Origin of the sequence: Planomonospora sp. ID91781, assembly GCF_015711595.1 — a bacterium.
In the GTDB taxonomy this organism is placed as follows: Bacteria; Actinomycetota; Actinomycetes; order Streptosporangiales; family Streptosporangiaceae; genus Planomonospora; species Planomonospora parontospora.
The window spans coordinates 2414091-2429640 of the sequence record NZ_JABTEY010000002.1 but is presented as its reverse complement, the minus strand read 5'-3'; the positions used below and the strand labels follow the sequence as shown (position 1 = coordinate 2429640).

Below are 15550 nucleotides of genomic sequence, written 5' to 3'. Positions count from 1 at the left end.
CCCTTGAGCTTAGGCGTTGGTACGGGTCGGATGGCGGGGCCCGTGGCCCGGAGGTGGGTTCAGAATGGTTTGGTACGAACCTGGATCAGCCAGAGAGTCGTATATATCCATAATGATTCTCTTTGTTAGGAACTCTCCAAATTTCTGCTTTTCGGAATTCCTTATGCTTGAGAAGGAGTCAAGGATGTATTCTGCATCATCGCGTCCAACTCCATAAATGTGCATGAATGCCGCATCTAGCTCGGCACGGATTATCGACCTTCGTTGATCATCCCAGGTGAACGGAGGACCTGAAATGCCGGCTTCTTCGGCAAGCTTTTTAAGACCCGTCTGGGTGTAGATGAGCTCTACCGCTCTGGAGGTAACGAATTCAAACCATTTTTCATTAGGGCTGGGGACTGGTATTTGTGACATTATTGTCACATTGAAATGCATTCCAGGAACCTTCTGTCTGGCTATAAAGTCATATGTGAATGAGTTTATAGCTGCAGTGGCCCAAGCGTTGGTTAGCGCATCGCCGATGACGGTGTAACCATTGAGTGGCTGAATTGGTACGGTTGTTGGAACTATTGTGCCTATTGCGGTGCGGGTGTCAACTGCCCGCGCGTAGTCGCGAACCACGCATACCCATTCCTGCTGAGTTTGCTTCCGTGCAAGAAAATGGCGGACCAGGGTGGCTGGAGCATAGAACCTTGGGGTCGGCTGAAGCGCTTTCTCTTGTGCTGTCGTATTGCGAGGCCTTCCTGCTCTCCTATCTGAATCTGAGACGTTAAGATAGGTAGCAAAGCATGAGTCAAACTGGTTGATCATCTTTCCTTCGTAAAGGGGAAAGGTGTTAAGATCGGGCTCTTCTCTCCATTCTTTTGAATGCCCTTCTGAAGTGAATCCAACCCATGGAATTATTTCCAATCTCTCATAGCCTCCATCTACTACTCTTAATAGAACGTCGATATCTTTTTGTGTGCGACAGATTGGGAGCTGGTGCGTCTTTGGACTGAGAATGTCAAGTTTCCCAAGAGGGAAGGTGTAGACTCGATTAGGGTCTTTTATTTCTGACACGTCTCGCAGGTAGGTGCCAACCGTAAGCTTTAGCTGATCGGCAGCGCGCAGAGGGCCGACGAAATTAATTATACTGAACTTTGTATTGGCGTGAATTGGGAATATCCCCTTGTTTTCGAAGTCTAGAAGCGCTGTAATTCGTCGATTTGCAACCAGCCATCGCCAAAAGTTTTTCATCGGAGTGTCGGTGACCACTCCAGTTGGAAGAATTAGCCCGCACAGACCATTCCTTTTGAGGATTGTTAGGCCAATTGACGCGAATAGTGATTGGGTGGTTAGCCGTCCGACGGCGGTGTTCTCGAATTTTCCTGATGCGGTTGTGAAGTGTGACACTGATGTTGCATACCTGCGAGCTCTCTGATACTCGTTAAATATATTTGGTTCTGTCTCCTCTAGTTGCCTAATTGCTGATTTTCTTGTCGCGGTGGTTGGGTTGTTAAGGATCTCTGGAGCGCGGACTGCAAAGAACTCTTCATCCTCTACAGAGATTCGCTCCCATGGTGGATTGCCGATCACGCAGGTGAAGCCACCGGACCAGCCGGTCATCGGGTCCACATCTGTGTTGTCCTCAGGGATAGCGAAGATGTGTGGGAACTCCACATGCCAGTGGAAGAATCGGTATTCCTCAGTCAGATCCTTCACCCGCTTCGCAACGGCCTTGTGGTGGGAGGTCCACTCCGACGGGTCACCGCTGATCCAGTCGAGTGTTGATCCGGTGATCGCGAGGGGCTCCGTCTCGGCGGTCTTCTCCTGCACGAACGCCGCACACCAGGCGTCGGCCTTCCGCTTGAGCGGCAGCCGCTCCGCGTCGATGTCACGCAGACGCCGGCGCTGCACGAGCGCGCCGGTCAGGTCGCCGGGAAGCGCGCGGACCAGCTCGGCGGTCTCCCTGCCGATCTCGGCGTTGGTGAGCGCTCCGGCCGCGTAGAAGTCGATGATCCCGACGGCTTCCTTGGCATGCTTCTTGGCGATGAGCGCCGCGATCTTCTTGTCGTCGCCCTCGATCGGCTTGAACGCGTCCTTCGGGACGCCCTTCTCGATCAGTGCGGGCGTCGCGCCGAGCAGGGTGTTGCCGACCCGGATGTTCGTGTCCAGGAAGGCGAGGGGCTTGCCCGGCTCCACCGACTCCAGCCAGAGCGAGACCTTGGCCAGCTCGGCGGCCATCTCGTTGATGTCCACGCCGTGGATGCAGCGGGCGACCACCTCGCGCATCGCCGTACGGACCAGATCGGGGGAGGGCTCGTCCTCACCGGAGCGGATCTCGGCGACACGGCCGGCGATCCGGCGGGCCGCGGCGACCAGGAAGTGCCCCGATCCGCAGGCCGGGTCGCACACCGTGATGCTCAGCAGCGCCTCCACCTTGGCCGCCGCGTCACCCGCCGTGCGTGCCGCCTCGTCGAGGAGCGGGTCGAGGGTGCTGTCCAGAAGGGCTCCGGTCAGCGAGGGAGGCGTGTAGTAGGAGCCGGTGGTCTTGCGTTCGTTGCCCGCCGCCGTGGTCAGCGTGTAGGTCTGCTCGGCCGGGTCGTAACGGGGGTGGAGTTCCAGCAGCGACTCGTAGACGCTGCCCAGCTCCTCGGAGCCGAGGTTGCGGAAGTCCACCGGGCGGCGCTGACCGTCGGATTCGGCGATGGCCAGATGGCGGACCGCGGTGATCAGCGCCTGGTTGGTGAGGCGCAGGCCCTCCAGGGGCTCGTCCAGCTCGTCGGGGCGCGACGGATCGAGCACCTCACCGCTCTCGTCGCGGGTGATGCGCTCGAACAGGCCGCCGATGCCGGGCAGCGCCAGCTCGGGCAGGCCGCTCTCGGTGCCGAGGGCGACGAAGACCAGCCGGACGGTCTCCCACAGGTCGTCGTGGTGATCGACACCACCGCGGCGGGCCCGCTCCCGGAGCCGCTCGGCCGAGAAGAACCGCAGATAGCGCTCGCGTGCGGCAGCAGGGACGGAGGGATCGAGGAGCACGTCCCGGTCCTCGGTGACCATCCAGAACAGCATCCGGTAGGCCAGCCGGAGCACCGACCGCTGGTAGTCCCTGAGCTTCAACGTCCCCGAGGCGAGCTGTTCGCGTAGTGCGGAGTTCGCGGGGTGACGCAGGAAACCGGTGCCGAAGGTGTTGATGGCCTGCTCGACGCCACCGCGGAGCCGCTCCTTGACCCGCTGGCCCTGCTGGATGACGGTGCCGCGCCACTTCTCCAGCCAGCACGACGAGGGCTGCTCGTCGGGCTTCACGGCGAAGCGTGAGGCGTGCACGAGCCGGAAGAGCAGCATGAAATCGGAGAAGAGCTGCTCGTCGAAGATGAGCTCCAGGTCGAACTCGACGTACGCCGATCCGGCCAGGGAGCGCGAGTCGCGGATCAGGCGCAGCTTGGCGCCGTTGGACAGGATCGCCCACAGGTGGTCGTCGCAGCGGTTGAGCAGCTCCTGCAGCATCGACTGCGGAGCGGCGTCGGCCGCGCCCGCCACGCCCTTGGTGCGGTGGTCGAGGTCGACGGCCCAGCCGAGCAGGTGGATCGGGACGTGTTCCCAGCGATGGCTGACCTTGAAGGTCTTGTCCTCGACGGTCAGCCCGCCCGCCGGCGTCCCGGACAGCACGCCGTAGTCGAGCGCGCGGAACAGGGTGAGCAGCCATCGCTCCCGGGTGAGACCGGTGAGCGGGCGGCCCTCGGCGACGGCCCGGTCGCGTTCGCGGGTGAAAGCCTTCCACGCGCCGCCGAGGTAGTCCCAGGCGCGAGAGGCGGCCTCACGGACGTTCTCGTGCGGGGCCAGTCCGTACGCCGCCGCTTCCCGCCCGGGGAGGTCCTTGTCCTCCAGCGCCCGGGTGAACAGATCGGCGGGGAGCAGACCGCCCGCGACGCGCAGCGAGGGGAAGGGCGAACGACTCACTTGGCTCCTCCTGCCACGACCGGAAGGTAGATGTAGAGGCCGAGGACGTCGGCGGGGGTGTGCGCCTCGACGTCGATCTTGCTGATGCCGCTCTGCCGGGTTGCCTGCCGTACCCGGACGTGGGACTCGCGGAGGCGGTCCGCGGCCGCACGGGCCTCGGCGTCCAGGTGCGGCCGGAGCTGCTCGAGACGGCCGATGGCCCGGGCCAGGTCGTCGGCGGCCAGCTCGGGAGCGATGTTGCCGCCGGGCTCGGCACTGAGCAGGGCCTCGACCTCCTCCTTCGGCAGCCACTCGGGCTCGGTCGGACGGCCCCGGTAGGCGAGCACCCGTGCCTCCTCCGCGACCATGGGTCTGGGACCCTCACGGCCCGGCAACGTGAGGTGCATCCGGAAACGCACCAGCAGCAGGGTGGTGCGGCGTTCCACCGTGCCGGTGCGCATCACACCGCAGCGCCGGGCCGGGCGCGGACCGGGAGTCATGGGGTCGAGCGCGCTGTCCAGGACGTATCGCGCCACCGCGCCCACGTGCGGGTCGGTCCGGTCCAGGTGCGCGTGCTTACGCGGCACGGGAAGAGCGCGGTGGAACGGCAGCGGCTGGGCGTGACCGGGAGGAAGGGCGTCTCGCAACCCCACCGGGAGCGTGGCGGTGACGGCGTCGAACCCGTAGTCGCGCTGTGAGAACGACGAACCGAGCGCGTTGAGAGACTCGTACACGAACTCCTCGATGTCGCCGCCGGTGCCGAGACTCGCCCGGACCTCCTCCAGTTCGCGGGCTACCTCCTCCGGCTTGATGCCGACCTGGGCGAACTTGGTCCGCGACTCCTTCTCCTTGGCCGCGGAACTCTCCCACTCCTGGTGCAGCTGCGTGCGGCGCTGCCGTCCGAGGTCCTCGAGCCCTTCCAGCGCCGGCTGGTGCGCTGCGGGCTGGTTAACGAGGAGTTCTTCCAGGACGGCCTCGACGACCTGGTTCGCCGAGTCGGGCACCGGAACGTTGACGCCGAGCTGCTTTCTGATCTCATTGTGCTTGCGGACCAGGACCCGCATGACGATCTCGTCGATCTGGTTGTCGGCCCCGATGATCGTCACCGCACGCACGATGTCGTAAGGCTGACCGAACCGGTCGACACGGCCCTCCCGCTGCTCGTGCCGGGTCGGGTTCCACGCCAGGTCGTAGTGGACGACCGCCTGGAAATGCTCCTGCAGGTTGACGCCCTCCGACAGGCAGTCGGTGGCGACCAGGACGTGGCGGCCCTCACGGTCGGTGAGATCCCGGATGCGGTTCTCCCGGTCAGAGGGCGGCAGGGCACCTGTCACGCATCCGACCGCGGCGGTCGTGCCGAGCGAGGACCGTAGATGAGCGGTGACGTACTCGGCGGTGTCGATGAACCGGCAGAACACCACCGGGTCGTAGCCGTCGGCCAGTAGCCCCTGGATGGTCTCGTCGAGCTTGGCCAGCTTGGCGTCGGCCTTCCCCGCGAGCTTCTCGGCCCGCCGGGCGAACTCCAACAGCTGGCGCCGTTCGGGACTGTCACCCTCGAGGGCGCTGTCCGCGCCGGGCAGCACGTCGACGGACTCCGCGGCCTCGTCCTCGCTCTGGTCCATGACGGTCGCCTGGCCGAGCTTGTCGGCCTCCTCCGGCGTCTCGGCGTCGGCGGCCTTGGCGCGGGTGCGCAGCGTCGCGGCGGCGGCCTTGGGGGATGAGGCGATTGCCCGGAGCAGAGCCAGCGCGGACCAGTAGCGGACCCGTTGACGGAGATGGCCGCCGGAGGAGTCACGCACGGTCTCGCGGGCGTAGGCGAGGACCGCGTCGAACAGCTTCCGGTAGTCCTCGGTGAGGTAGTACTGCTGCTCGCGGGTCTCCCGATCGGAGGGGAACCGGGTGTCCTCCAGGAACTTGCGGATGTCGCCCCGGCGGCGCTGCACCATGTGCTTGGCGAGCCGGTCACGGCCCTTGGCGGTGGTCAGATCGAGGTCGGCGAGCTCCGGATCGAGCAGGCCGATCAGGTTGCGGAAGCCCTCGTCCTTGCCGCTGTGCGGGGTCGCGGTGACCAGCAGCAGGTGGCGGTCCTGCCTGGCGGCGAGCTTGCGGACCAGGTCGTAGCGGAGCGTCCGGCCACCGCTGGACGAACCGTCGGCGACACAGGTGTGCGCCTCGTCCACGATCACCAGGTCCGGGCAGGCCCGCACGAAGTCGTCACGGTGCTTGGCCGACTTGATGAAGTCGGTGGAGACGATCGTGTACGGGTACCGGTCGAAGATCGACTGGTCGTCGAACAGTCCTCGCTCCAGTTTCTTGACGGTGCTGGAGAGCACCAGCTCGGCGTCGATGCGGAACTTGCTCGCCAATTCGGCCTGCCACTGCTCCGCCAGTGCCGGACTGCACAGCACGGTGAGCCCTTTCGCGCTGCCCTGGGCCAGCAGCTCGGCGGCGATGAGCGAGGCCTCCACCGTCTTGCCGATGCCGACGTCATCGGCGATCAGCAAGCGTACGGTCTCCTGGCGCAGGGCCATCAGCAGCGGGACGAGCTGGTAGGGACGCGGCTCGACGGCGAGACCGGCCATCGACCGGAACGGTCCAGCGGTCGCGCGGAAACCCACCTGCAGCGCGGTGCGGAGCAGGCCGGCGCTGAGCGCGTTCCCCGCGTCTTCGGGTAAAGGAGCGGGGAAGGTCGCCTGGCTCACCTGCTCGATGCCCGTCAGGATGCCGGCGACCTCGTCGTCACTCCCGCCGAGCGGACGGACGACCAGCAGTTCGGGGCCGGAGTCGGGCAGGACGACCCAGTCTCGGCCCCGTGCCCGCACCAGTGATCCGACCGTGAAGTTCTGCACTTACCCGTCCCTCCGGCTGGTCCCGAAAACGCTGGGGTATTTACGGACGATCTCGCTGTATTCCGCACCATAGGGCACGCGGATGACACCCCAGCCCAGCTCACGCAGTTCATCTGCCATGAATTCGTCCCGGTCGGGGCGGTCGGTGTCGGCCGGCCCGTCGACGAAGACCGCCACCGGGCCCGTCGAGAGCCGGTAGACCAGGTCGACCTTCGCGCCGCATTCCTCCACGGCGACGGCGACCTCGTCCGGGCTGAGGTACTCGCGCTCCTCCAACCAGCAGACGAAGGCGTGGCGCGGGTCGTCGGACTCGACGGCCTGGCGGACCTCCTCCCACACCTTCACCGGGTCGGTCTCGGGCGTATCCATCTGGGTGGTGGAGTGCGCGCAGGCCACCAGCAGGTCCCGGGCCAGATGGCGGTCGATGAGCTGGTGGGTGCCCTGGTTGGCGTACGACAGCAGGCAGTCGTAGCAGGCCCGGGCGCAGCGCTCCCCGTTGACGACACCGCCGAGGTCCTCGCCGGTCTCCGGGTCGAAGTGGGCGATCTCCAGCGCGCGGCGCGCGACCCGGCGCAGGGCGCCGGGTTCGGTGAGGAGCCGTCGCAGCACGCCGGCGCCGCCCTCGGAGCTCTCGACGAACAGCGTCCTCCCCCGGTCGTCGGGGTCGGGCAGCAGCTCACTGGCCAGCTCGCTGTCCTCGAGCTGGAACTCCGTCTCGATGCCGCGCTCCAGCGCGTACATGAAACTGATCGCCGTCTCCTTCGAGACGGGTCGGCCTTCGGCGTTGCGGACGATGAGGATGTTCCGGCTGTCCTCGACGTAGGGGATGACCTTCTGCTTGGTCTGCACACTGTCGGCGTCACCCAGCTCCTGCACGGCGGGGTCGGCGTCCAGGGCCTGCTTCTCCGACAACCACCGGCCGTTGCGGACGTTGATCCAGTAACCCTCACTGTCCTGCTTCCTGCGGCGCAGGCCGAGGTTGGTCACCCGGACGGTCGCGGTGTCGCCGTACTCGAGGTCGAGCAGCGGCTCCTCGCCGTGGACGACAACCGCGTCGAGGCGGCCCGGTCGCACCCCGTGGGCGTTGAAGCGGTAGGAGGTCATCAGGTCGTAACCGGCCCGGCGTCGCTCCTCCTCGTCGGAGGAGATCCGGTCGCGCCGCGAGGCCTTGACCGTCTGCAGCCGCAGCAGGCGGTGCATGGGCCGGCCGAGCTTGCGCCGGCAGCGGTCGCAGAAGTCGTCGTGCTCCTCGTACAGGTGACCGCAGGACTCGCACCGGCGGGAGGTGCGCGTGTCCAGGCCGTCGCCGCTCTGCTCTCCCGGCGCGAGCTGCACCTGGTTCACCTGGTAGCGCAGTCCCTCGTGGTAGATGAGCGCACCGGGACCGAACTCGCTGATCGCGATGAAACGGGGCCGTTGGATGAACTCGCCCTCGTTCTGCAGGCCGCGCCGTCCGGGCACGTACGCGCGGAGCGGGAGACGGGGGAAGGAGTAGCCGGGCAGGAACCCTTCCGAGGCGAGGTAGCGGTAGGTGTAGAAGTCGGTCTGGAAGTCCTCGGCGTTCTCGTTGATCAGCAGGCGGAGCTGGTTCTCCGCCTCGCGGCGCCGCGCGCTCGCGTAGTCGCGGTCCTTCTTGCTGACCGAGTGGTCACCGATGATCCGGTGCTGGTGCTCGCGCTCGGCCAGCGCCGTCCGGTACAGCTCACGCCAGCGCTGACACGCCTGGTCGAACTCCGCCGGAGCGTCCTCGGCGGCCCGGTCGATCCAGTCGTCATGCCACCAGGAGGTCCTGGCCAGCTCTTCCGTCAGTCCGGAGAGCATCCTGCGCGCCCGCTCCGCGGTCCGCAGCCGAGCATCAGGAGAACTGACCGCCTTCTTGACCTCGGCATTGAGCGGCAGAGCGGTGTTGTCCTCGGAGATGTCGATGACGCCGGCCATCGAGCGGTCCAGGGCGAGACCGATCTCGGCCAGCCAGATCGCGTGGACGTGCGAGCGGATGAGGTCCTCGTTGGTGAGGTCGAGCCGGGGAGCGGCGACCGAGCCGGCCACCATCTGGTCGCGGTTCCGGAAGAAGTACTGGTCGTGGGCGCTGCCTGTGGCGCAGTAGGTGACGGCCAGCGCTGGCTGCCCGGACCGGCCGGCCCGCCCGGCCCGCTGGGCGTAGTTCGCGGGGGTGGGCGGCACGTTGCGCATGGCCACCGCGTTCAGATTGGCGATGTCGATGCCCAGCTCCATCGTGGGGGAGCAGTACAGGACCGGAAGCCCACCCTCGCGGAAGGCCTTCTCTCGAAGTGCCCGGTTCTCGTTGGTGACCTGGGCGGTGTGCTCGCGGGCGTGCAGACCGGCGAGCGTGTCGGACAGGTCGGCGTACAGCCGCTGGAAGAAGGGGTTGACGCGTGGCCCGAGCTCGGCGGTGACCGTCTTGCGGAGCGGGTCCTCGGCACCCGACTTACGGTCCCCGGGCCGCCACAGGATCGCCGACGCCTTCAACTGGTATCCGGGAGCGCCGTCCTCCTTCGCCTCCTGCGCGATCGTGAGGAGGTCGGCGGACTTCAGGACTCTCAGCAGGTCGCTGATGATCTTCTGGGCGTCGTCGCGAGTGAGCTTGTGCTCCAGGTGAGGGAACTGGTTGGGACGCAGCAGGTAACGGCCGAAGGCGCCGTGGCCTGTCAGATGGAGATGCCGCCGCGAACCGCCCTTGCCGCCGGCCCGGGCGAAGGCGATCCCGGTCTCGGGCTTCTGTTCCCGCTCCGGCAGCGCCCACGGGTCCCGCAGATGCTGTTCGCTGAGCTTCTCCAACTGCTCGAAGCCCACATCGGTCAGGCAGTCCACCTCGATCGCGAGGACCCGGCGCAACTCGTCCAGCAGCACCCGCATGAGCTCCTCGCGATGCTGAGGGACGTCGTCACGCAGGGCGTGGTGCCGGGACTCCCACAGGTCCTCGGCGGCGGCGATCTCCGGCAGGTCGAGGTAGTCGACCTTGAGCAGGCCCGTCTGCTCAAGGTTGGGCATCGTGATCCGCCAGCCCCGCTCCAGGTCGAGGTAGAGCCGGTAGCCGATGACCCGGCGCAGCGCCTCCCACGCCTTCTTCTCGGCACTGAACCGGGCCTCGGGATTCCGGGCGAAGTCCGCCATCCGGAGCCCCAGGGCCTCGGTCACCTTCTGCTCGATCACCTCGTGGGTGAGCCCTTCCGAGCTCGAGGCGAGAGCCCGGTGCAGGGCGCCCCGCAACTGCACGACCTGGATGAAGTCGTTGAAATGCCCTGCCTGGAGGCTGGCATCCTGCCGGTTGTCGGAGAACGCCAGCAGCTTCTTCGCCTCGTCGTCGACAGGCTGCTCCCGCAGACTGCGGACCACGCTCGCGCTGACCACCGACGTCGCCGAGCTGCGGCCTTCCAGCGCCAGCGATCCGAGCCGGGCGAACTCGCTGCCCCGCGCCTGCTCATAGGAGGTACGGCACTGCAGGCAGAACATGAAAGGGCTGGCCACGTAGGCGGCCCTGATGCCTTCTCCCTCGTCCACCTGGTAGCCGGTGGTGTCGACATGGACGATGGACGGCAGGTACTTGCGGCGGGCGGGTGCCGCCGTCACCGATCCGTCGTCAGCGGTGAGCAGCCACGCCTCAGGGATGCGCTGCTCGCTGATGGCCACGTCGAGCGAGTCCGGCCAGGGCACCTGGGAGGAGACGAACAGGTATCCGTTGGCCGCTTCGCCGCCGCTGGCGTCCCGCTCCTGGCGGGCGGTGAATCGGATACGTCCCTGGTCGTCGGTTCTGGAGACCGACAGGTACTCCTGACCGCACTCCCGGCAGAAGGACGCCGGCACGAGGATGCGGTCTTTGGCCGAGGGCCGTGCCTCGGGAACGACGGTCTGGTAGCGACTGGTGATGTACCTGATGTCCTCCGGCTCGATGCTGAGATAGACGTTGTCCCCCTTGGAGAGGAACTGGTGCAGCCGGAATGCGAACACCGGCCGCTGGGTGCGGGGATGCGAGAGCGCGGAGCCACGCTGCAGGGTCTCCTGGATGGCTCTGACGCAGCTCTCGTTGGGCTGCCCGGTCAGCCGTTCCAGATCAGTGGCCGCCTCGGACACGGTGCAGGGGCGCGGTGGACGCCGCAGCCGCTTGGTCTCGGGATCCTCCACCACGCCGAACTGGCTCTCCACCCACGCGGAGAGGGGAGCGGACACGAACCGGTCGTAGTCCAGATCCGAGATGCCGGGGAACGCGTCGCCCGTCATCACGGTGCTCGGGTCGGCGGTCGTGGCACGCTCCAGGGTTTCGCCGATGACATGGGCCCGTGCCACCGGGACCCCGAAGAGCCTGGTGGCGACCTCGGTCACCTTCGCGCGCCGGTCCGCCTCGCTGCCTTCGGTGGTCATGGTGGCCGAGGTGCCGACGCACTGGATGTCCTGGGCCTGACACGCGTCCCTCAGCCGCCGGACCAGCATCGCCACGTCGGCGCCCTGACGGCCCCGGTAGGTGTGCAGTTCGTCCAGGACCAGCCAGTGCAGGCCCCGCGCCGCGGTGATGAGGCGCTCCCGCTCCTTCGGCCGGGTCAACACCAGTTCGAGCATCACGTAGTTGGTGAGCAGGATGTCCGGCGGGTTCTTGAGGATCTCCTCCCGCTCGTGCTCCTTCTCCTGGCCGGTGTAGCGGCGGAACGTGACCGGCTCTCCCCCCTCGGGATAGCCGCGCTGCAGGAACTTCTCCAGCTCGTGGAGCTGGCTGTTGGCCAGGGCGTTCATCGGGTAGACGATGATCGCTTTCACCCCGGGCTGGTAGGTCCTCTGGTGCTGCTGCCGCAGGACCCAGTCGACGATCGGGACGATGTAGCTGAGACTCTTGCCGGAGCCCGTGCCGGTCGTCAGGACGTAACTCGACCCCTGACGGGCGATCTCGATGGCCTCTCGCTGGTGCTTGTGCAGGCCGACGACGTGCCCTTCGAACCCATGAGGCTCGTCCTTGCGGACACGGAAGATCTTCTCGCACTCGGGCTGGAGGAGGTCTTGTGTGACGAGCTCACTGATGGTCCCCCCAGGGGCGAAGTTGGGATTCAGCGCGAGATATGGATCGGGCCACTGCTCGCCTTCGGCCATCCGGGTCTCGACGTGCTCACGGATGCGGCGGTCGTAGATCTCCGTGAAGCCGGAAGTGAAGGCCTGGTAGTCGGCGACCAGTTGCTGATGAACTTCAAAAACGTCCATGCCGCTCGCAATCTTCGATCTTCACTCCCATCGGAAGAGCACGTTACATGCCTCTACCGACACGGAACATGCTTTCCTCCGGAGGGCCTCCCTTCTGTCGTCATTTCATTGAGCATGGCTTCATCCCATGGAACCAGCCGCAAGCGCCCGATGTCGCCCATGGGTGATTAACTTCGCTATTGCCGGGTGCATGGTGAGCTGGCCATGCTCGGCATCAAGGGCGTGTCTTCCCGGGTGGGAGATCCTCAAGCAGGAAGGGTTTGGCCCGGCACCCGAAGGGGTGTCCACCACCTGGGCCTACTTCCTGCGTTCCCAAGCAGATGTGCTGATGGCCTGCGACTTCATCGAGACCAGCACCCTCACCAGGCGACGCCGGTAGCTCCTGGCCGTCATCGAGCACGCCAGCAGGCGCGTCCGCGTGCTGGGCACCACCTCACACTCGACCTGCAAGCTGCTCGACCGCTGCCTCCTGTGGAACGCATGCCGCCCGCGCCATGCCCTGCGTGAGTACGAACGATTCTACGACCGGCACCACGCCCATCAAGTCCTGGACCGAGCTGCCCCGCTACGCGCCGTCGCGGTCCTATAGCGGATCCGCGACGGATCGTCTACCTGTGCCCATAGGTCGGCGAGGGCAGCTCGGCGAAGTCCTCCACAAGTACTCGCATGCCGTGTGAGCTGCATAAATGTAGTTGTCGGCAGGTGCAGTGCCGTCAATCGCGTTCAGATCCCAGGCCATCGACCTTCAGCGGGTGGGGAAGGACTGAGCTGGTTCGGCTGACGGTGGTTGCGGTGGATGAACGTGCCAGTGGCCAGCCAGGCGGGATCGTTGCGTGGGCTTCGAACGTGCAGGGCGACATCCTCGGGGAGAACCGTCCACTACGCCTTATTGAGTGCAGAGACGATGTCCTGAGCGAGGGGAAGGCTGGAGGCAGCGACGAACTTCTGGCGCCGGTCCATGGCCTTCCCGATTTCGGCCACGGTGCCGAACCGGTAGTCCAACGGGATGGGCTGGCCTTGGAGGTCGAGGACGACCCCTCCGGCGGCGTTGAGGATGTAGTGGCCCGGTGCGAGGTCCCAGACCGCAAAGCCCTTCGCGAACTCGACCGTCGCATCGCTGAAGCCCGCGGCGACATGGCACAGGCTGACGGACCCGAAGTCCACGCCGATCCGGCCACGGCCGACGCCGTCCTGCGAGGGCCTGCTCAACGCGTCCACCAATCGAGTCTGCCGGGCGAGCTCCTGGAAGCGCCCGGGCTTCATCAGGTAGTTGGTGACCAGGGCTTCCGGCAGAGAGGGGAACCGGTCCAACCGCAGAGGATGAGGGGTTCCGTCTTGGGTGTAGAGGACGGCGTGGTCCTGCCCGGAGTCATCGCGAGCCGCCAGGTAGATCTGCAAATGGTGGAAGATGTCGCCTACCGCTGCGGCGATGGGACGGGCCAGGCTGCGCGAGTAGACCAGGACGTGCGTGTAGCCGTACAGCGCTCGCACGGCCAGCTCGCTCGTGTCGAGCGGATCGACCAGGACGCACAGGTCGGGGTCCGGGTCGTCTCCGATGACCTGGGGGTCCGCTTCCTCGGAGGCGTAGACGTACGACGGGATGATTCGCGTCAGCAGTTCCCGGTAGCGCTCATGCATCCACAAGTCGTGGTCCGACAAGAAGTTGTCGGCGTGCCGGAGGTTCTTGCTCTCCGACCGGTCACCTGACAGGGCGGCCTCGATCAGCCGTGGACGGATCTCGCCGATCACCGTTGAGACCAGCTCGGCGAGTTTCTGCGCGATGCCGGGGAGCGGGGGATGTGACGTCACGATGCACCTCCGGTTCGTCAGCGTAGCTCCAGCGGCGGCTCGATGCCGGGAGGGCTCATGGTCGCGGCGATGAACACCGCTTTGAAGCCGGCCGCCCGCATGATGCCGGCGCCGGTGAGGTCGTCGAAGCCGGCCACTTCGAGGTTCCGCTCCTTCGTCATGGCCCCGAAGACGGCGAAGTAGATCTCCGCGCCCGGGTACCGCTTGCGGATCTCCCGGGTGACGAAGCCGACGACGTCCGCGTGCTTGACCTCGAAGTCGCACAGGACGATCGACGGAGCCTCCGGCAGCTCCGGGTACGCCGAGGCCGGGTCGAGGGCGATGAAGTCCCGGCTCTTGCTGCACTTCAGGTATCCGATGGGGCAACGTCCGAACTGGGCGGACGCGAGGAAGGTCGCCATGACCAGCCCGGCTTCGTTGATCCCGAAGCAGGCGTCCACATCCAGGCGCCGCCCGACGTTCTTGATCTGCTGGATGAGCCGCTCGATCCCGTACCCGAACGCCGCCCAGCTCAGGTTCAGCAATCGACCCGGCCGGGGGTTGGGCAGGGAGTACACGCAGATCTCAGGGCTGCCGTACTCGACGGTCGGGGCGGCGAGCTCGAAGTCCGGGCCGATGACGTCGTCTTCCGCGGGCACCGCCCGGTGTTCCAGCCTGTCCGGGCGCCGCACCGCGGCTGCCTGCGGTTCGACCGGCTGCCGGGAGGCGTCGGCTTCGGTGAACCTCTTCAGCGAGAGCTGGTCTTCGGGAGAGAGGCGCTCGTACGCTTCGGCGATCAGATCGCCGGGGGAGAGGCGCTCATCCGCCACGCCGAGGGGGCCGCCGCCGTACGCGGAGGCGAGGATCAGCAGGCTCGAGAACGACGGAGGCGAACCGGAACTCCCGCGGGCGCGTGCCCACGTCTCCCACGCGTTGATTGAGGTGCCACCGAGGTGGGTTTGATGCTTCGTCACCTCGTTGTACCGAACAGCCGCTTGATCCTGAGAAAGGCCGCACGCATATCGGTGCGCCTGAAGGCTGGGTATGTCAGGATAACGATCCATCAGCTCGATGGCGGCTTTATTGACCGATCCTGTCTCTTGCCATAGCTGCCGACCGATACGTGCTAGTTCGCGTCCCCGAGCTTGAGGGCTTTCTCCACTCCGTCCCTGGGCGGGCATTCCGCGCCTCCTCCCGATCTCGGCGCCAGATTACCCATCTCAATGGGTGAAAGCCGAGGATCAAAGAAAAGCGCAGGTCATAGCCGCCCTGAGATCCGACTGATTGCCGACTCGTCCGCAGGTGTGAGGCGAACTCGCCGAGTCCTACGGTCGGAGAATGATCCCCGTACAGAGAGCACCGGAATTCAGCGCAGAGGAGCGCATCCGTCCCGAGGTGAGCGATCTCGTCGCCGAGACATACGGCAAGGCGCTGGCCGTCCTGCAACGGCTGCTGAAACCGCACGGCTTCCGGGCGGTGCGCGTTCATACGATCGGCATGCGGCTGCGCGGGGACGGCATGCCGTGGCCGAAGGCATCCGTCACCCACCACGCCCCTGACCTGACGGTGTACGGCGATGCCGGTCGGGTCGTCGCCACGGTGACCGTCGGCCTGCGGGCGGGCTGCTACCTCGTTTCCCTTCCCCCGGCGGGAGTGGACTGCCGGACCGTGGCCGCCGACCGGCCTCACACGGTGGCGAACATGATCCGCGCCGCCGCGAAGGCGGCGGCATGACGGCCCGGCCGATGGCGGAGTTCCGCGTAATCGAACGGGTCGGGGGTATCTGGGAA

The 15550-nt window shown here is 66.1% G+C and carries 6 protein-coding genes; 1 reads left to right on the top strand and 5 read right to left on the bottom strand.

Annotated elements, in window-relative coordinates:
• Positions 1-9 precede the first annotated feature (9 nt).
• The 5 genes from HS048_RS29930 to HS048_RS29910 all read right to left on the bottom strand — a co-directional run bounded on the left by HS048_RS29930 (position 10) and on the right by HS048_RS29910 (position 14734).
• The gene (locus HS048_RS29930; protein WP_196469352.1) at positions 10-3939 is read right to left on the bottom strand and encodes an Eco57I restriction-modification methylase domain-containing protein; all 3930 of its coding nucleotides are present in this window, start codon (positions 3937-3939) and stop codon (positions 10-12) included.
• A complete protein-coding gene (locus tag HS048_RS29925; RefSeq protein ID WP_196469351.1) occupies positions 3936-6767 on the bottom strand; it encodes a helicase-related protein in 2832 nt (943 codons plus the stop codon). Before HS048_RS29925 ends, HS048_RS29930 begins: the two co-directional genes overlap by 4 nt.
• Entirely contained in the window at positions 6768-11972 is a 5205-nt protein-coding gene (locus HS048_RS29920) for a DEAD/DEAH box helicase (RefSeq protein ID WP_196469350.1), read from the bottom strand.
• A gap of 879 nt (positions 11973-12851) precedes the next feature.
• Positions 12852-13781 (bottom strand): inositol monophosphatase family protein, encoded by a 930-nt coding sequence (locus tag HS048_RS29915; protein ID WP_307832696.1) that lies wholly within the window; start codon positions 13779-13781, stop codon positions 12852-12854.
• A gap of 17 nt (positions 13782-13798) precedes the next feature.
• The gene (locus HS048_RS29910) at positions 13799-14734 is read right to left on the bottom strand and encodes a hypothetical protein (protein ID WP_196469572.1); all 936 of its coding nucleotides are present in this window, start codon (positions 14732-14734) and stop codon (positions 13799-13801) included.
• A gap of 364 nt (positions 14735-15098) precedes the next feature.
• On the opposite strand from HS048_RS29910, the gene HS048_RS29905 reads away from it, so the two are divergent.
• Positions 15099-15494, top strand: coding sequence for a hypothetical protein (locus HS048_RS29905; RefSeq protein WP_196469349.1), 396 nt, complete (start codon positions 15099-15101; stop codon positions 15492-15494).
• Positions 15495-15550 lie beyond the last annotated feature (56 nt).